The 18,209-nt window shown below is 40.8% G+C and carries 14 protein-coding genes; 6 read left to right on the forward strand and 8 right to left on the reverse strand.

What is annotated here, in order from left to right:
* The first annotated feature begins 101 nt into the window (after window positions 1-101).
* The 3 genes from D0907_RS16615 to D0907_RS16625 all read left to right on the forward strand — a co-directional run bounded on the left by D0907_RS16615 (window position 102) and on the right by D0907_RS16625 (window position 4,383).
* Window positions 102-1,403: a DEAD/DEAH box helicase gene (locus D0907_RS16615; RefSeq protein WP_036972099.1), complete on the forward strand. Its 1,302-nt coding sequence runs from the start codon at window positions 102-104 to the stop codon at window positions 1,401-1,403.
* 202 nt (window positions 1,404-1,605) lie between these two features.
* Window positions 1,606-3,852 (forward strand): carbohydrate binding family 9 domain-containing protein, encoded by a 2,247-nt coding sequence (locus tag D0907_RS16620; protein ID WP_425274519.1) that lies wholly within the window; start codon window positions 1,606-1,608, stop codon window positions 3,850-3,852.
* A 24-nt stretch (window positions 3,853-3,876) separates the two neighbouring features.
* The gene (locus tag D0907_RS16625) at window positions 3,877-4,383 is read left to right on the forward strand and encodes an Sbal_3080 family lipoprotein (RefSeq protein WP_036972093.1); all 507 of its coding nucleotides are present in this window, start codon (window positions 3,877-3,879) and stop codon (window positions 4,381-4,383) included.
* A gap of 14 nt (window positions 4,384-4,397) precedes the next feature.
* On the opposite strand, the gene D0907_RS16630 is transcribed toward D0907_RS16625, so the two are convergent.
* The 5 genes from D0907_RS16630 to D0907_RS16650 form a co-directional block, all read right to left on the reverse strand.
* On the reverse strand, window positions 4,398-4,916 hold the full coding sequence (locus D0907_RS16630) for a protein tyrosine phosphatase family protein (RefSeq protein ID WP_075593237.1): 519 nt from the start codon (window positions 4,914-4,916) through the stop codon (window positions 4,398-4,400).
* A 236-nt stretch (window positions 4,917-5,152) separates the two neighbouring features.
* Entirely contained in the window at window positions 5,153-6,076 is a 924-nt protein-coding gene (locus D0907_RS16635) for a Solitary outer membrane autotransporter beta-barrel domain (protein ID WP_162898064.1), read from the reverse strand.
* Window positions 6,077-6,231: 155 nt separating this feature from the next.
* Complete coding sequence (locus D0907_RS16640; RefSeq protein ID WP_036972087.1) at window positions 6,232-7,827, reverse strand: AbgT family transporter; 1,596 nt, start codon at window positions 7,825-7,827, stop codon at window positions 6,232-6,234.
* An 81-nt stretch (window positions 7,828-7,908) separates the two neighbouring features.
* Window positions 7,909-8,205: a hypothetical protein gene (locus D0907_RS16645; RefSeq protein WP_051501861.1), complete on the reverse strand. Its 297-nt coding sequence runs from the start codon at window positions 8,203-8,205 to the stop codon at window positions 7,909-7,911.
* A gap of 7 nt (window positions 8,206-8,212) precedes the next feature.
* Window positions 8,213-8,473, reverse strand: coding sequence for a DUF3081 domain-containing protein (locus D0907_RS16650; RefSeq protein WP_036972083.1), 261 nt, complete (start codon window positions 8,471-8,473; stop codon window positions 8,213-8,215).
* Between the two features lie 193 nt (window positions 8,474-8,666).
* Between D0907_RS16650 and D0907_RS16655 the strand changes: the two genes are divergently transcribed.
* The 3 genes from D0907_RS16655 (at window position 8,667) to D0907_RS16665 (ending at window position 14,143) form a co-directional block, all read left to right on the forward strand.
* Window positions 8,667-9,527 (forward strand): redoxin domain-containing protein, encoded by an 861-nt coding sequence (locus D0907_RS16655; RefSeq protein WP_065979298.1) that lies wholly within the window; start codon window positions 8,667-8,669, stop codon window positions 9,525-9,527.
* 78 nt (window positions 9,528-9,605) lie between these two features.
* A complete protein-coding gene (locus D0907_RS16660) occupies window positions 9,606-10,886 on the forward strand; it encodes a flavohemoglobin expression-modulating QEGLA motif protein (RefSeq protein ID WP_036972081.1) in 1,281 nt (426 codons plus the stop codon).
* A 275-nt stretch (window positions 10,887-11,161) separates the two neighbouring features.
* A complete protein-coding gene (locus D0907_RS16665) occupies window positions 11,162-14,143 on the forward strand; it encodes a TonB-dependent receptor (RefSeq protein ID WP_036972078.1) in 2,982 nt (993 codons plus the stop codon).
* A 139-nt stretch (window positions 14,144-14,282) separates the two neighbouring features.
* On the opposite strand, the gene D0907_RS16670 is transcribed toward D0907_RS16665, so the two are convergent.
* From D0907_RS16670 to astD, 3 genes are all read right to left on the reverse strand, one after another.
* A complete protein-coding gene (locus D0907_RS16670) occupies window positions 14,283-15,506 on the reverse strand; it encodes a type III PLP-dependent enzyme (protein ID WP_118844848.1) in 1,224 nt (407 codons plus the stop codon).
* A 379-nt stretch (window positions 15,507-15,885) separates the two neighbouring features.
* Entirely contained in the window at window positions 15,886-16,689 is an 804-nt protein-coding gene (locus tag D0907_RS16675) for a DUF1338 domain-containing protein (RefSeq protein WP_118844849.1), read from the reverse strand.
* A 40-nt stretch (window positions 16,690-16,729) separates the two neighbouring features.
* Window positions 16,730-18,202: a succinylglutamate-semialdehyde dehydrogenase gene (gene astD, locus D0907_RS16680; RefSeq protein ID WP_118845270.1), complete on the reverse strand. Its 1,473-nt coding sequence runs from the start codon at window positions 18,200-18,202 to the stop codon at window positions 16,730-16,732.
* Window positions 18,203-18,209: the final 7 nt, after the last annotated feature.

Consider the following 18,209-nt stretch of genomic DNA (forward strand, 5'->3'; position numbering starts at 1 on the left):
TGTTTTATTAAAAGGCACTTTAGTGAAGTAATAACTAACTAAAGTCATTTTTTTTCTGTATAATTTGCGACCCTTGATATGATGGCCGCAGGTTATACAGCATGAACTTTAAATCGTTTAGTTTTTCTTCTGAGCTCTTACAGGCATTAGAAGAACTTAATTTCCATACGCTTACTCCCGTTCAACGCAGTGCAATTCCTGCGGTACGAAAAGGGAAAGATGTACTTGCTAGCGCACAAACAGGCACCGGTAAAACCGCTGCGTTTGCGCTGCCACTTATTCAAAAATTATCTGAATCAACCTTAAGTGATAACAATGCGCCGAGCGCACTTGTGCTTGCTCCGACGCGTGAACTTGCTGAGCAAATCGCCAATAACGTTAAAGCGTTTGCTAAATACACGGCACTAAAAACAGTGTGTTTATTTGGTGGTGTTAATTTAGCCGGACAAGCAAACGATCTTAAAGCGGGTGTTGATATCGTTGTGGCGACACCTGGTCGTTTATTAGATCATCTTCGTTTGGGTAATATCAGCTTAGCAAATGTAAAGCACTTGGTTCTTGATGAAGCAGACCGTATGCTCGATATGGGTTTTATAACTGATATGCAAACGGTTATAAACGGCTGTGATGAAACACGTCAAATTTTACTCTTTTCAGCAACGTACCCCGCGGCGATAAAACAGTTTGCAAGCAAAGTTCTTAAGCAACCTGAAATTATTCGTGTCGATCAAACAAACAGTACAGCAGAAACCGTACAGCACGTTGTTTATCCTGTTGAAGAGCGCCGTAAACAAGAGCTTCTTTCAGAACTGATCGGTAAGAAAAATTGGCAGCAAGTGTTAGTGTTCGTCAACATGAAAGAAACAGCCGATGAGCTCGTTAAAGAATTGAACCTTGATGGTATTCCTGCGGCTGTGTGCCATGGTGATAAAACCCAAGGTAACCGACGTCGTGCACTACGTGAATTTAAAGAAGGTAAAGTACGTGTGCTTGTTGCAACTGAAGTCGCAGCTCGTGGTATTGATATTGAAGGCCTTCCACGAGTGATCAATATTGATTTACCTTGGCTTGCTGAAGACTATGTACACCGTATTGGTCGTACAGGACGTGCTGGTAAACCGGGACAGGCAATCTCATTTGTAAGTCGCGAAGAAGAGAATACGTTATTCGATATTGAAAAGTTAATTGGTCAACGTATTAACCGTATAGTGCTGCCGGGTTATGAAGTAAGTAATCGTGAAGTCCTGATCGACAAAATTGGTAAAAAGCCATCTCATTTACGTCGTAGCCGAAGCAATAAGCCATCAGGGCAGGCAACCGGCGAAGCCAGAGCCAAGAACCGCTCGCGTATTGCTAAAGTGAGAAAATCACTTAAAGGCAATAAACTTAGCTTAAAAAAATAGCGTTTATTGGTCGTAATTAGCCCCATCGCCTTTCGGCCATGGGGCTTTTTTGAACCTAAAACTAGTCCAAAAGGAGTGTTTTTGTTAATTTTTATGGTTAAAAGAGTGGTTTGTTATTAACAAGTGTACCTTGTTGAATTACAATTGCTTTTTTAATCAATGAAGTCGTGTAATTTGTGCGCACGTGTCTAAATGGATGTTTATGCTGTACTTAAAAAAAATAATAACCCGTGTTGTAAAATCCTGCCTAATTTTCAGTTGCGTCAGTATTCCTTCGCTAGCAACGGCTAGCGACAAAGTGGAGTTTGCTTTAGCGCATATTAAAGAATCAATCAGTGTTGATGGCGTTATGGATGAAGCTCATTGGCAACAAGCAACAAAAGTACCGTTAAAATATCAGAATGAGCCTAATGAAAAGGGCACGCCACCGGTACAAACCGATGCCTACCTGTATGAAGATGGTCAATACTTGTACGTTGGCTTTATTGCTAAAGACCCAGACCCATCACAAATTCGTGCAGCACTTCGTGACAGAGATACACTGTGGCAAGACGATAATGTTGCCCTGATGATCGATACCTTTAACGACGAACGAACGGGTTATGAGTTTTACGTAAACCCACTAGGTGCGCAAGGCGATATGCGCATGACCGATATCGACGATTGGGTGGAAGACCCATCATGGGATGCAATCTGGGATAGTGCGGGTCAAATTACCGATGAGGGTTATGTGGTTGAGATGCGCATTCCCTTTACGGCACTGCGTTTTCCAAAAGGTAAAGAACAACTGACTTGGAGCTTGGCTGTTTGGCGTAATTATCCGCGTGATGTGTTTTATCAAATGTCTAACGTAGGCTTTGACCGTGATGTAAAGTGCAGTTTTTGTCAGTTTGATAAACTAACAGGGTTTGCTGACATGACACAAAGTATGAATATTCAGCTTACCCCGACTTTGACCGCGCTTCGTAATGATACAAAAAATACGCTGCCAGGTGATTGGCAAAATGGAGATGTTGATACAGAAGCGGGCCTTGATTTACGCTGGGGCGTTACACAAGATGCAGTGATTAATGCAACGATTAACCCTGACTTTTCGCAAGTTGAAGCGGACTCACTTGAACTTGATGTTAACACCACTTACTCGATTTATTATGCTGAAAAACGCCCATTCTTTTTAGATGGAGCATCCTATTTTAAAACCAGTCAGTTCGAGTTGTTGTATACACGCACAATAGCCGAGCCTGACGTAGGCGTTAAGTTAACAGGCAAGACCGGTAACCACAGCTATGGGTTTATATATGCAGATGATGACAACACCAGTGTGTTATTACCAACCAACCAAGGCTCATATTTTGCAAATCTAGGCGATAAAACTCATGCCGCTGTGGGGCGCTATCAATTTGATATTGGTCAAAAAGGCACTATCGGGGTTATGAGTACACACCGGGAAAATGATGATTATCATAACTCTGTGTTATCACTCGATGGCAGTTATTGGTTTAACCAAACAGACAGCTTGCAATACCAAGTTGCAACAACCGATACAAAAAACTCTGATTTTTTAGTTGATGTTTATGGCTTAGAAGAAACGCAATCAGATCAGGCCTATAAAGTAGAGTTTAGTCGTACCAAACGTGATTATGAACTGTATGCAAGTTATGAAAACATTGGTGAGGAGTATCGCTCTGACTTAGGTTATCAAGCAAAAGTTGACTATAAACAAGCTCAACTCGGAGGCGGTCAAACCTGGTATCGTGATGCCGATGATATTGTCACTGAGTACAGCTATAATGTTGAGTGGGATAAAACCTGGGCACAAAATGGTGACCTACTCGAAGAAGAATACGATGGCTTCTTTACCTTTAAAGGTAAAATGCAGTCACAGACTGAAATCGGCTTTATTCACCGCAATGAATTTTACGCAGGGCAGTTCTTTAATCAAAACATCGCTTATATTTATGGCGGTTTTAGGCCCATCCGCGATATCCGCTTTTTACTGTATGCTCAGTATGGCAGCAAAATAGACTACAGCAACGCGCAACTTGGCACGATGGTGCGTGTCGAGCCTGAAATGACTTGGGATATTAATGACCACTGGCAAGTTCAATTAGAGCATAGTTATAGCTACCTTGATAACGAGCAAAATGAACGCGTTTATACTGCAAACCTCACTGATTTACGTGTGTATTATAAATTTAATATGCGCTCAATGCTCAAGCTGGTATTGCAATTTAAAGACATAGATCGTGATAGAGATGCCTATTTTTCTAACGTGAGTGAAATTAACCGTGATTTCGCCAGCCAATTAGTGTATTCATACAAAATAAATTCACAAACCCTGTTCTATTTAGGTTATTCGGATAAAGGCTATCAGGATGACTCTTTAAAAGAGCTAGAACGTGATCAACGAACATTTTTCACAAAACTAAGCTATGCATGGCAGCTTTAGTTATAATTATAAGTAAGGAAAACAATGAAGTTATTAAAGTTATCAGTCGTTACTGCGGTAGCAACAGTGCTTGCTGGGTGTGCAGCAAAACAAGACGTCTCACATTTTGAAGCCGAAGTACCAAAAACAGTGTGTATTGCAGAGCATCAAGCTGTTAAAGAGGGTGTCGTAACGGCGCTAGAATCAGGGTTTGCCAAACATAACGTGAAAACTCGTGTTATCCCAGCAAACTATGTTTTAAAACATCAAGCGTACCAAACGGATATTACATCGGCTAACACGGATGGCTGTGATGCAGTTGCTTTTTATGTCGCTAATTGGCATTGGGATCTCGCCCTGTACATGGCGTATGCTAATATTTGGGTGATGGATCCTGAGCAAAAAGAAACGATTGCTCAAGCAAGCTACCGCACTGGTGGTGGGCTAGATAAGTTTATTGATGCTAATGATAAAATTATCGAACTGGTTGATGCGATGTTTCAGCAAGTTGAAAGCAAAAACAAAAATAAATCAGAAAAAACAGCGATCTAATTAAGTTGGTCAGCCTATGGCTGACCAATCTCTTCTTTAACTTTATTTCTTACCACACTTTCAAGGCTTTTCAGGCCCCATTGTTTACCGGTTTCAATTGCTTCATCTATCGGTTTTTTAAGTGTCACAGCATGATAAAGCGCAACCAAAGCACCCACACGATTACTACTAGCACAGTGCAATAAGGTGGTTTCTTGTTGATGTGTTTGCAGTAAGGCTTGAAGTTTTGTGGCATTCTCAAGCGTAATATCTGCTTTCGAACGAACTGGAATATGGTAGTAATTCATACCGAGTCCACTTACTAACTCTTTCTCCGACCAGCTAGTTTCATTATCGCCGCGTAAGTTAATAACTGTTTGCAGCCCCACGTCTTTTAACTTAGCAAAGTCTGTTTGGCTGGGTTGACCCGAGGTATAAACAGACTCTGATTGTGCTTTTAAGTTTAAAATATCAAGTTGTGTTACGTCTGTTTGAGCGGCTATCGTTGAAAACGACAGTAAAGCGAATAACGCTAAGTGTATGAGCTTATTCATAATGTCTCTTTTAATTAGGTTAATGTTTGGTATAAACAGTTCGCACGCACGTATGCCCAGTCTATGATGACTTATTCAGTAAAGGCGTGGTTACTTAGGATGATAAAAATGTGTTTTCATCCCTTTTTACACTGCTTTTATGTATTTACTCTAATCTGTCGGATTAAAAATGTACATCTTAGTTTGAAATTTGATTGTTGTGCTTTAAAAGAGAAATAACTATCAAAATTGAGTAACTAAATTTCATTGAAGTAAAGCACGATGGCGGCTCCCTCTAGACTACTCCCACTATGAATATTGATACCAATACCAAAATTATCGAACCATGAGGTCCAGTGACGGCTGTCCCACAAAAAGCCAAGGCCATATTCATAAAAGTGATCAGTGCCAAACGCAGCATGGCTATCTCCACCTAAGTCAATGCGTTGCCCTTTAATGTAGAAAGCTTGTTCAAAGGGGCCCACTTTGAACATATTAAATTTAGCTTTTATGCCATTAAGTATCCGTGTTGTTTCAGGCTTTGCACTTTCAATTTCGTTAGGTTGTGATAAAGCCCAGCCGTAATAATAATTAATATTTAACTTATATTCATAATAGCCCCAATGTCGAGGCAATCTATAAACCATAGACAGGCTGGGATTTAACACCAGCGCATTACTGTTTAAATTGGTATAGAGATTGTTGGTTAGCGGTTTTAATACGTCACGGCTTTGCTGAGAGTTATAATCGTAGTCATTGTCGTAATGTAGGTAGTGGCTATTTAAGCCAATAATATAGGACCATTTTGAGCCAAGTGCTTTTTCAGCATTAATACCAAACGTGGCGCTATAGACAGTTTCAGAAATAGAGTCGGATTGGGCTTCGTCAAAGAGTGAAATGAAATCAGCTTGATTCAAATAACTGACCCGGCCGTTTATATGCCACTTATGTTCATAGTAGGGCTGTTTTGCCTCCCATGAGAAAGGAACACTGTATAAGCGCAACTTTTTGCGAAGGGCAATGCTCTCGCCATCTTTATTGGTAAAGTGAGGGTTAAATATTTTTTGAGGATCAAAATCACCAAACCCCAAGGTAATACTGTCGCCATCAGTAAGTACTAAAGACGTTGATAAAGCAGTTTCAAGCTGTTTGGTTGGGTTTGCTTGCAAACTGAACGTCATTACACAGCATAGTAAAGCACAGACTTTTATCGGTAACGTCATAAAAAATAAAGGATAGGAACAGGAGTAATAATCATAGAAGTATATACACAGCCTCACAACAATCGAAACAAAAAAGCCAAGTATTCTACTTGGCTTTTAAACGTTAATCGTGATTAAGGTTGGTAATAAATAGGTGATTCAGGTCCCACCGGAAGGCCTAATACAAATACCCAAAGATAAAATAGGGCAACCCAACCGACAAAGAAAATCATACTATATGGCAGCATAGTGGCGACGAGTGTGCCAATACCCATGTCTTTTTTGTATTTAGTGGCAACCGCCAAAATTAAACCAAAGTAGCTCATCATTGGTGTAATTAAGTTTGTCACAGAGTCACCTATACGGTATGCCGCTTGAATGGTTTCGGGTGCGTAGCCAATTAGCATTAACATAGGCACAAAAATAGGTGCTGTTACTGCCCACTGTGCAGAGGATGAGCCTAAACTCAAGTTAACTAGCGCACACATTAAAATAAAGAGTACGAAAACCTCTGGGCCTGTTAGGTTTAAAGCTTGCAGAAGTGCAGCACCATTGATAGCTAAAATAGTACCTAGATTAGTCCATTTGAAAAAGGCAACAAATTGAGCTGCAAAGAACACCAAGACGATATACATGCCCATAGAGCTCATACTTTTACTCATCGCATCGATGACGTCTTTATCGTTTTTCATCGTGCCGACAACTCGGCCATAGACAAATCCAGGAATACCAAACGTGACAAAAATAAAAACCACGATGCCTTTTAAGAAAGGTGAGTGTGCAACTAAGCCTGTTTCAGGGTTACGCAAAATGCCATCGTCAGGAACAATGGTCCATGCAAGTAACAGCGAGACAACCAATAATGAGACACCCGCCCACTTTAATCCTGATTTTTCTTTTGCCGTTAAGCCTGCGATATCGTTTTTAGGCAAGTCATTACTTGCTTCTTCTGGGTTGTATTTACCTAAGCGTGGTTCAACAATCTTTTCGGTAACGAAAGTGCCTAAAATAGCGATTAGGAATACCGAAATCATCATGAAATACCAGTTAGCTTCGGCGCCTACTTGATAATTGGGATCAATCATTTGTGCAGCGGGTGTCGTAATACCCGCTAACAGTGGATCAATCGTACCTAGCAATAGATTCGCACTGTAACCACCGGATACCCCTGCAAATGCTGCAGCAAGACCTGCTAATGGATGACGCCCCAAGCTGTGGAAAATCATTGCGGCTAAAGGAATTAATACAACATAACCAAGCTCAGATGCGGTATTTGATAATATTGCCGCAAAGACCACCATAAACGTGACTAAACGTTTTGATGCACCCATGACCATGCCGCGCATTGCTGCAGAGAGTAGTCCCGAATGTTCAGCAACACTGACACCTAAAAGAGCAACTAATACAGTGCCCAGCGGGGCGAAACTGGTGAAGTTGGTTACAAGACCTGTCACAATACGTTGCAAGCCTTCAGCGCTAAGTAAGCTGACTACTTCAATCACACCATCAGGATCGCGGCCAGCGGCACCTTCGGGGCGCGGGTCTATGGCACTTAATCCAAACCAATCTGCAACACCGCTAAAAACAATAATTGCCACACAAAACATTGCAAAGAGTGTGATTGGGTGGGGGAGCATATTCCCTAAAAATTCGACAGTCGCTAGGAACCTGTTAAACAATCCATTGTTATCACCATCGTTTGTGGTTGGTGAATCTACTGCTTTTGACATATCCAGTTCTCATAATTACAAAATGGCGTTAACCTAGCATTTTTTAACCTCTGGGTCATGTTTTTAGCGATAAGATATGTTTTAAGTGCGGTTGATTACCCCTTTGTACAGCAAAGGGTAACGGCGTAAACGTTTACCGATATAATCATCGGCAAGAATTTGCGCACACACTTCGTCTACACCGTTACTGGCTTCAAAGACCCAATCGAAACGTTCTATTGCTAGCAAGAAACCTCGTTTGAGAAAGCTTTGTTCGCGATAAAAGTCTAGGTTTTTACGAATGATGTCTAACTTACGAGGATCATCCTTCAGTGCGCTAATTACCTCATTTATGTAAGCAACTTGCTGCTTTGATTCAGCTTTTACACGTCGCGACATTGTTAAGTTAGTGCTCCTCGTTAGCAATAAATTGAATTTTCTTTATAAAGTCGTCTTTATTCTTCTCATGTTGGTAATCAAGGTGATAAGTATTATGAAAACCAAAGCGAAGCAAAACACCACTGCCTTTTAAGTAAACGGTGTAGCCATCAATATCAGAGAAAGCGCAAATGCCTTCATAGAGCTTGCCGTCTTCATGGTCTTCACCGTGTTGGATAATTTTTTCGTAAACAGAAAGAATTAATTTACCGTCTAATTCATTTTTCATGATGACTCCTTTTATTCTCAGTACGTTAAATACCTATAAAAAGTTTAGTGCTATTTTGTGTAATGTGAATATTCATACACCAGTGTTTTGCGTTAGGTCATTAAAAAACAAAAAAAGTGCCGTGGGTGTCGAAAATTTACAATACCTTAGCGACCCCCCACCACTAAACTGTTTTCTATTTGCAGGTGACCGTATGAGCCGTTTAGCTATTACAATTTTATTCACGTTACTTATGAGTATAGGAAGTCCGTTGTCAGCGCAACCTCCACTCACTTTACAAACCCACACAGGCGAAGAGGTTAGTCTTAATAGCCTATTTGGACAAAAACCCGTTTACTTAAAATTCTGGGCCACGTGGTGTAAACCTTGTATGCAGCAAATGCCACATTTTCAACGAAGTTATGAACAGTACGGTGATAAAATTCAGTTTATCGCTATCAATATAGACCTTAATGATAACGCGGATGCCGTTGCGAAAGTTGAAAACCAGTTTTCACTCACAATGCCTATGTACACAGACCATACAGCGAAGGTTGCAAAGCATTATGAGTTTTTAGGTACGCCTTTTCATGTCTTAATTGATAATAATCAAAATGTGATTTTTCAAGGGCATGATGCCGATCAGCCGCTCGATAATACGTTACGGTTACTCTCGCACAATGGCCGAGTTGATAAAGTAAGGCTGCTTAATGAAAAGCAAAAGAGTGGCACGCAATTAGTGATCCCCAAAGACGCTAAAAAAGCGGTGTTGTTTACAACAACGTGGTGCGATTGGTATTTAGCTGATACCCGTCCACAAATGGCCAAGCAATGTGTACTTGCTCAAAAGTACATTAATGAACTTGCAGTACAGGGAATTGATGTGGAAGTAAAAGTGAGTCAGCTTTGGACAGACCACAATGCGGTCGCTGAGTATGTTAAAAAATTTACCGCCAATATGCCGGTTTCAATTGACTATGGTAATGATTTATTTATTGAATACGGGATAAATTCGGTGCCAAGTTTATTAATCTTTGAGAATGGAAAGCGTGTCGCAAAACGCGAAAAATTTTAGTCAAAACGCTGCGAATTTGCTTTGTAATTCACTGAATTTAGCCTATGCTCAAAGCTCATTTACTTGTGAGCTTAAAGCATGATTGATAAGGCATTATTAACAAAAACTCGCGAATTATCTGACCGATTAATCGCCCTACAAACTCCGATCAGAATTCTTGATGCGATTAATTGGGATAAACAGATCAAAGAAGAGTTTTTTAAACATAAATGTCAAAAAAACCCGACTGTTGACCAAGCCTATTACCAACAGCGTGACCTTGGTTTTGTGCCAAGTGATTTACGCCGAGCATTTTCAGATCTTAACCGCGATATCATCAGTCAACTCGGTCAGTTAAATCCTATTGCACAGTACATGAGTAAAATGTGCACAGAGTATAAAACCGTACTTAGTATGATTGAATATCGTGGAACCCCCGAGTTTCATGACCTGTCGGTGGAGTTATTTGGTCACCCAAAAGATTTATTCCATGCGGGTGAACCTTCGCTTGCTGAATTGGCTACGATGTTAGAACAACCTCTTAAAAGCATGCTTGATGCAGACATTTTACCCGATGACCCAAAAAATATTGAGGCAGTGGATGCGGTAAAGATTCTGGCTGAGCAAGTGAAGCAGAGTATGCCGGGTATAAATGTAGAAGTTATTTTAAGTGATGGTATTGTCAGTGATGCAGCAGCAGGGGCGGACAATATTAAGCTGAATCAAGATGTGAAATTCTCACAACGAGAACTTGATATTCTTGAAGTGCATGAAGGCTGGATCCACGTCGGCACCACGCAAAATGGTTTAGCTCAACCTTATTTAACCTGTTTAAGTAAGGGCACGCCAAGCTCAACAGTTACCCAAGAAGGCTTAGCTGTTTTGACAGAAATAATTACGCTTAAGTCAACACCAAGGCGGTTAGCTAAATTAGTTAATCGTATTCAAGGTATTACCAAAGTAATTGATGGTGCAGAGTTTGTTGATATTTATCGAGATTATATTGCGCAAGGGCTAAGTAAAGACGACAGCTATACGTTAACGCAACGTGTCTTTAGAGGAAGCACTGCAACGGGTCTGCCATTTACGAAAGACATTGCTTACATTAAAGGTTTTGTGTTGGTGTATAACTTGATCCGTGTTGCAATTCAGTTAGGTCGCATTGATCAATTACATTTATTGTTAGTCGGCAAAATCTCAATTGATGATTTTAGGCTTATCTCACAATTACATGACTTAGGAGTGATTGAAGATCCTAAATTTATTCCTCCACATTTCAAAGATTTAAGAGGTTTAGCTACGTGGCTCAGTTTCGGGCGTTTTATTGGCAACTTGTCATTTGAACAACTTGAGAATGACTATAAACCTTTGTTTATTTGAGAATAAAAAACTCAAAAGTAATGCAATAATTATATAAAGCAAATTCCATCTAAATTTAGCATATATCGTAAATTTTTGTTTACGATATATGCTTTTGTTTCTTTTATGTAAACAGCCTGGTTTTTCTTACAGCCCCCGTATAACCTCCTTTCCGCTAATTTACATGATGCTAACGTTATGTTTTTATTTTTGTTACTCATCTTACTGTTGTTGTAAACGATATAGTGATAGAAAAGATATGTTACATTTTGGTAACAATAACGAGAGGTGTCCAAATGGGATTTAATAATTATAAAAAAAGCATAATAGCGTTGACTATTATGGGTGCATTGAGCGCACACAATGTAATGGCTGCAGATAGTGCATCATCGGGCTTTTTAACAGGTGTTGTGGAATCTAGCCAGGGTCAGCAATTGTCAGGGGCTGTAATAGAAATAAAAAATGAAGAAACAGGCCTAACACGTACACTTGTTACATCAGAAAATGGCTCATACCGTTTTCCTCTATTACCAACGGGTTCTTATACCGTGTCTGTAAAAAAAGACGGTTATGTACTGGCTCAAGAGTCTGGTTTAAGAATCAATATGGGTGTTAAAACAAGTTTACCTGTGACGCTATACGCATCAGGAGAAAAACCTGAAGTGATTGAAGTGATGGGTAATCGAATTAGTTCAATTGATGTTTCATCAAGTGAGTCTGTTACTTTTGTTGACCAAGAATTATTGGCACGCGTACCAGTCGCACGTGATGTAACTTCAGTTGCATTATTAGCGCCAGGAACGACACAAGGTGATGCAGGTTTCGGTAATTTAGCATCATTTGGTGGCGCGTCAGTGGGTGAAAATAGTTACTATGTGAATGGCATGAACGTAACTAACTTCAGAAACGGTTTAGGTGGTGCAGATGTACCATTTGAATTTTACGATACATTTGAAGTTAAAACCGGTGGCTACTCTGCAGAATTTGGTCGCTCTACTGGTGGGGTAGTCAACGCGACAACCAAACGTGGTACAAATGAATTTGTATGGGGTGCGAGCACCTATTTCGAGCCAAGCTCAATGGCAGAAGACATTCCACAAACATACCGTACAGAGGAAGGGGTCGATCTTTACGGCACTGAATATTTTAATGGCGACCAAAGTCAGCGTAAAGTTGGTGAAAATGACTATAACTTATGGGCTGGCGGTTCAATTGTTGAAGATAAGTTATTCTTTTTTGGTTTAGTTAATTACAACGAACGTGTCTCTGACTATGCATCAACTTCTAATAAGTATGAACGTGAGTCAGGCGACTTATTTGTAGCACTTAAACTTGATTACTATATTACAGATGATCACATCTTAGAGTTCACGGGTTGGGATAGTTCAAGTGATCTTGATAGTATTAAATACAATTGGGATCCAGAGGCAAGTCAAATTACTAGCCGTCGAGGTGACTATACTTTAAAACGCGGTGGTAAGACTTATTCATTAAAATACACAGGTATTTTATCTGACACTTTAACGGTCAGTGCGATGGGTGGAATTAACGAAGCGAACTACAGTAATGTAAACGCTGGTTCGAGTCCGTTTGGTGAATACCCTATGGTTTACGAGCGCTTTAGCGGTACTGATTTAGGCGAGTGGGCCTTAAGCTCGCCTAGTTTACAAGAAGATAAACGTACTGCATATCGTCTTGATTTTGACTGGTATGCGACAGATTCTCATACACTACGTTTTGGTCTAGATTATGAAGAGCTTGATTCTACTGAGAATACTCAACGTTCAGGTGGTGTTGCTTATCGTTATCAAGGCTGTGATGATTTAGATGCTGTGAAAGCCGGTGATCCGTCTAGCTGTGGTGTGGTTCGCCAAGAGTTTTATATAAACAACGGTGATTTCACAACGAAAAGCTCTGCATACTATATTACTGATACGTGGACAGTGACCGATAACTTAACCCTATCACTTGGTTTACGTAATGAAACCTTCGAAAACTATAATAAAGAAAATCAAAAATTTGTTGATGTGTCAGATCAATGGGCGCCGCGCTTAGGTGCAAGTTGGGACCCATTCGGTGAAGGCGAGTTTAAAGTATTTGCAAACTACGGTCGTTACTTCTTACCAGTTGCAACAAATACCAACATTCGTCTAGCTGGTGATGAACTGTACACTCGTCAGTTTTTCGAAGTGTTAGGAATTGCAGATGATATTTCGAAGGCGCCTATTCTTGGAGAAGCATTGTCGGCAAAAGATATCCTTGCTGATGGTACGTTAAAAGGCACGGATGAAACAGTTAACGCTGACATTGAGCCAATGTATCAAGATGAGTTTATCTTAGGTTTCCAAACGGTATTAACTGAAGATTGGAGTATGGGTGTAAAAGCAACATACCGTGACTTGAAAAGCTCATTAGAAGATATCGCTATCGATAAAGGCTTTAACGATTATGTTGAGCGAGAGTTTGGTAGTTCATGTACCATGTGTGATGGTTTCCATTATTATGTACTAACAAATCCAGGTGAAGACGTAACAATTACCACTGACCCTGATGGCGATGGTCCACTTGCATACGGAGCCTACACGATTCCAAATTCAGATTTAGGCTATCCTAAAGCTGAGCGTCAGTATGGTGCTGTTGATGTGAACTTCAATAAAGCATGGGCTGATGGCTGGATGTTAGACTTTACCTACACATGGTCACATAGCTGGGGTAATAATGAAGGTTATGTTCGTTCAGATAATGAACAGACCGATGCTGGTTTAACAACTAACTTTGACCAACCAGGCTTAACGGATGGTGCGTCTGGTAACTTACCAAATGACAGACGCCATCAGGTTAAGATGCAGTTTGCTTATGAAATTACAGAAAACCTAACAATGGGTTCTAATTTCTTCTGGCGTACTGGTCGTCCTTATGGAGCATTTGGTCTACACCCAACTGATGCCTTTGCATCTTTATATGGTGCAGAAGCATTCTATAAAGACGGTGAGCTAGTGCCTCGTGGCAGTGCAGGACGCACACCAAACACTTGGAACCTAGATTTAAGTCTGCAATATAACATGAAAATTTCTGAGCATGACTTAACATTTAGAGCGGATGTATTCAATGTATTCAACAATGATGAAATAACGGAATACAATGAAACTGCAGAATTTATTTCAGCATATGATCCGGATTTTGGTGGTTATCGAGGTGCAGCTAACCCAGATTACTTGTTAGCAACTAACTATCAAAAGCCGCGTTATGTTCGTTTAAGCGCAAGCTTTAAGTTTTAAGACAGCACTCTAAGTCGTTTAATAATTAAAGCCTTTTCATTTGAAAAGGCTTTTTTAATAAAAAAACGCAGCTGGAATGAGCAGCTGCGTTTTGTAGAGTTAAAGCATGTTTGCCTTGCATGCTTTGTCGAGGAACTTGTTAACCTGTTAGTGCATCAACGTGTACAACATCGTTTAACACAATGACTTCTGCACGTTTAAAAAAGTTAAAGTCGGTAGCGGTTGCTAATGTATATGCACCCATCATGCGACTGATGATTAAATCACCGTTGTTTAGTTTTGGTAGCATAATTGACTCGCTTACTACGTCAATACTGTCACATGTTGGGCCTGCCAGTACCGATTCTACGCGCTCGCCTGACTGTTTTAATGAGTCAATCGGATAACTCGCTTCGTCAAAAAGTAAACCACTGAATGAGCCATAGATACCATCATCTAAGTAATACCATGGTTTGCCTTCGCGTACAGCTTGACCCATGACTGATGCAACACTGGTGACGGCACCGGCAACAATAAAGCGGCCGGGTTCAGCAATTACACGAACGGTGTCTGGTAATTGCGCTAACGCGTCGTTTATTGGCGCACAAAACTCATCAATAGGCAGTACATCTTTGTTATAAGGCACAGGGAAACCGCCACCAATATCAAGCGTGCTTAATGCAGGTAATCCCAGCGCTGTCACTTCATTAATTACGTGGTTACATGCTGAAATTGCTGTAACGTACTTGCTTGGGCTTGCTGTCTGCGAACCAACATGGAACGATAAACCTTTAATACGAATACCCAGTTGCTGTGCGTAGGTAATAATGTCAATCGCCATTGCAGGGCTGCAACCAAACTTTTTCGATAAATCAGCAAATGAGTCTGCATTACGAAAGCTTAAGCGAACAAGAAGTTCAACGTCGTCTTTGTATGCAATGAACTTTTCGAGTTCGTTGATGTTATCAACCACAAACACATTGCAACCGTATTCAAGTGCATCACGAATGTCTGCATCGCGTTTTATTGGGTGAGTGTGAATAGTACGCTCACTGGGCACGCCTTGGTTTGCAACTAAATCAATTTCCCCACTGGTTGCTAAGTCAAAGCTTGCACCTTCTTCAAGTAAAGTTCGTACAACAGCAGCATGCGGGAGTGGTTTCAGTGCAAAGTATAAAGTCACACCCGGCAAAGCACGGCTTAAAGCTCGGTACTGTTGGCGAACAGACTCGCAGTCTAAAACCATTAGCGGGGCACCGTGTTGTGCAACTAATTGCTCAATAAGTTGATTCGACGGTTGTGCAAAATGTAATGTTTGGTTTGCAGCAACCTTAGCTGCAGGTACTTTGATTGTTAAGTCTTGTGTAAGTGTTGAAATAGCCATTTTACTCTCCGGCAATTAAGCAACCGCTCGGTAAAAATGGAAGTCCGAGTCAGTTGAGTGTCATTAAAAGCGCACATATTTATAAAGGGTGTGCAATCAAATTCACTCTTGGATAGTTGCTCTATCGCCTTGCTACAAACAGGGTTTGTAATGTACTCGGATTGGCTATCATCAAGAAGCAGCGAGATAATAGATCTGGTTTTTTATTTGTGCAATAAAATTTTTTAGGAAAATAAAAATAATTTTTTATTGTTATTTTTCAAGGGTATAAATCGATTAATAATATTTATTCTATGGATTAATATTGTTTGTTAAACGAAAAAAATCCCCTTTAAAAAGGGGATTTATCAATTCTATAATTGCAGAACCTTGCCGCTAATTAGCGTGCATTGGTACTTTCAAATATTTTATCAGCAGAGGCCGCCACAAAGCCCGTGTAAAGTTCGCCATCGGGTTTTGGATAACGTAGCGCGAACTCGTAAAAACAGCTTGGTACTGCCATTTTACCATCACTAAATTCTACTTCACTGTCATCAGCTAAAGTTGATGATTGCTCAAGAAGTACCTCTGGTGAGCCTTTAATTTCACCGCCAGAGGTATTGAGTGCAAAGCCTGCGTCTTTCAATGCTTGGTTTACGCTCTCAATGTTATCAAACTTGGCAAGTTCGTTAATGCTAACTGTGAAGTGATTGGCACGGTAGCCCCATGCTGACATCCACGCTGCATATTCACTCTCAGCTAATAGTTTTTTGTAAGTGTCTGAGCTTACTTGCCAATGAGTCCCTGAGTATAAAAAGTTATCAGCAGTGACGGCATCGGCATCAATTTTTTCTACCATGTCGTTAACAATGGCTTGTAACTCTGCTGAACATTGCTCTACAAGTAATTCAGAAATAAACACTTTAGGTTGTTTCGGATCTGAATGTTCATAGTGCTTTGCATACAGTTTTTTTGCTTCGAAGTGGTATTCACCACACTCTTTATAGCCCACGGCTAAGAAGTGGGCTGCGAGCTTTTCGAGGCCAATCTTTTCATGGTTAAAAGTACGTAATGCAATGTGGTCGTTTATTACATCATCTTTTTGTGTCGAACCCAGTAACTCATGAACTTTCACTGCCGAAGGCGTAACTGATAAATAGTTATCCCATAGTTTTTCAAATAGGGCATTTACATCTGTGTGCATTTTAAATTCCTTCATTTAAGGCGGTAAGACCGCCAATCAATTATTCAATAATTAAGCCCGGCGCAAGGGTTTGAGGTAAGTTAACTTTGTCGGCCTCTACAGAAGCAACAGGGTATGCACAGTAGTCTGCTGCATAGTATGCGCTTGCTCTGTGGTTTCCGCTTGCCCCAATACCACCAAACGGTGCGGCGCTAGAAGCCCCTGTTATTGGACGATTCCAGTTAACAATACCAGCACGAATACGTTTTAAGAAGTGATCATAGTCTGCACTTGCATCACTTAATAAACCGGCAGATAAACCAAATGCGGTGTTATTTGCTTCTTCAATCGCGCTATCAAAGTCTGTATAGCGATATACCTTGATGAGTGGTCCAAAGTGCTCTTCATCAGGCATCTCTTTTACATTCGTCACATCAATAATTCCTGGGCTTACAAAGCCTGTGCCCGGTTGTAGATGTGTTAGTTCAACAAGGGGAGTTGCCCCCATTTCAATAAGTTGTTGCTGCGCAGCAACCATGCCAAGCGCTGCTTTTTCGCTGATCATTGCGCCCATAAATGGCTGCTCTTCACTAAAGCTATCTGCGACGACAATGTGCTTAGTTGCTGCCACTAATTTGTCTAAGATAGCATCACCATTTTGTGTATTCTCAATGAATAATCGGCGTGCACAGGTACAGCGTTGACCTGAGGTAATAAAACCTGATTGAATGATATCGTGAACCGCAGCGTTGATATCAGCGACATCTTTTACAATAAGCGGGTTATTACCGCCCATCTCCAACGCTAAAATTTTACCTGGGTTGCCTGCAAATTGTTTATGTAATAGGTGACCTGTGTTTGAGCTGCCGGTAAAGAATAAACCATCAATATCTTTATGGCTGGCAAGGGCAATCCCAGTATCCACTTCACCTTGTACAAGGTTGATGACACCTGCTGGTAAACCGGCTTTTAGCCACAGTTTTAATGTAAACTCTGCAACATGGGGGGTCAGTTCAGAAGGTTTAAACACCACGGTATTACCCGCTAAAATAGCAGGAACAATGTGGCCATTTGGTAAGTGACCAGGGAAATTGTAAGGGCCAAACACTGCGACAACACCGTGTGGTTTGTGTCGAATAAACGCTTTGGCGCCTGGCATTGGGTTCTCGGTTGTGCCAGTACGTTCGTGGTATGCTTTAACTGAAATAGCAATTTTACCGGTCATCGCGCCTACTTCAGTGCGCGTTTCCCATAATGGCTTACCTGTTTCACGGGCAATAATTGTTGCAAACTCTTCGCTATGTTCTTTTAATTGGTCTGCGAAGCGCTCTAATACTGCAATGCGTTCATCAACGGTTTTGTCTGCCCAGTCTAGTTGTGCTTCTCGTGCTGCTTTTATGGCAGCATCCACTTGCTCTGCTGTGGCTGTTTTGCCTTGCCAAACAATATCACCATTGCTTGGGTTAACAGAGTTGAACTCGTGGCCTAGACCATGCTGCCACTGGTTATTTATTAATTGCGTATCTTGAGTTATTTGACTC

It is taken from the genome of Pseudoalteromonas lipolytica (assembly GCF_003515105.1).
GTDB classification, from domain to species: Bacteria; Pseudomonadota; Gammaproteobacteria; order Enterobacterales; family Alteromonadaceae; genus Pseudoalteromonas; species Pseudoalteromonas lipolytica.

Coding starts and splice junctions, on each gene's coding strand:
- D0907_RS16640 (WP_036972087.1), bottom strand. CDS start 7,827: ATGTCAAAAGCAGTAGATTCACCAACCACAAACGATGGTGATAACAAT.
- D0907_RS16615 (WP_036972099.1), top strand. CDS start 102: ATGAACTTTAAATCGTTTAGTTTTTCTTCTGAGCTCTTACAGGCATTA.
- D0907_RS16655 (WP_065979298.1), top strand. CDS start 8,667: ATGAGCCGTTTAGCTATTACAATTTTATTCACGTTACTTATGAGTATA.
- D0907_RS16660 (WP_036972081.1), top strand. CDS start 9,606: ATGATTGATAAGGCATTATTAACAAAAACTCGCGAATTATCTGACCGA.
- D0907_RS16670 (WP_118844848.1), bottom strand. CDS start 15,506: ATGGCTATTTCAACACTTACACAAGACTTAACAATCAAAGTACCTGCA.
- D0907_RS16625 (WP_036972093.1), top strand. CDS start 3,877: ATGAAGTTATTAAAGTTATCAGTCGTTACTGCGGTAGCAACAGTGCTT.
- D0907_RS16635 (WP_162898064.1), bottom strand. CDS start 6,076: ATGACGTTCAGTTTGCAAGCAAACCCAACCAAACAGCTTGAAACTGCT.
- D0907_RS16645 (WP_051501861.1), bottom strand. CDS start 8,205: ATGTCGCGACGTGTAAAAGCTGAATCAAAGCAGCAAGTTGCTTACATA.
- D0907_RS16630 (WP_075593237.1), bottom strand. CDS start 4,916: ATGAATAAGCTCATACACTTAGCGTTATTCGCTTTACTGTCGTTTTCA.
- D0907_RS16675 (WP_118844849.1), bottom strand. CDS start 16,689: ATGCACACAGATGTAAATGCCCTATTTGAAAAACTATGGGATAACTAT.
- D0907_RS16650 (WP_036972083.1), bottom strand. CDS start 8,473: ATGAAAAATGAATTAGACGGTAAATTAATTCTTTCTGTTTACGAAAAA.
- D0907_RS16665 (WP_036972078.1), top strand. CDS start 11,162: ATGGGATTTAATAATTATAAAAAAAGCATAATAGCGTTGACTATTATG.
- D0907_RS16620 (WP_425274519.1), top strand. CDS start 1,606: ATGCTGTACTTAAAAAAAATAATAACCCGTGTTGTAAAATCCTGCCTA.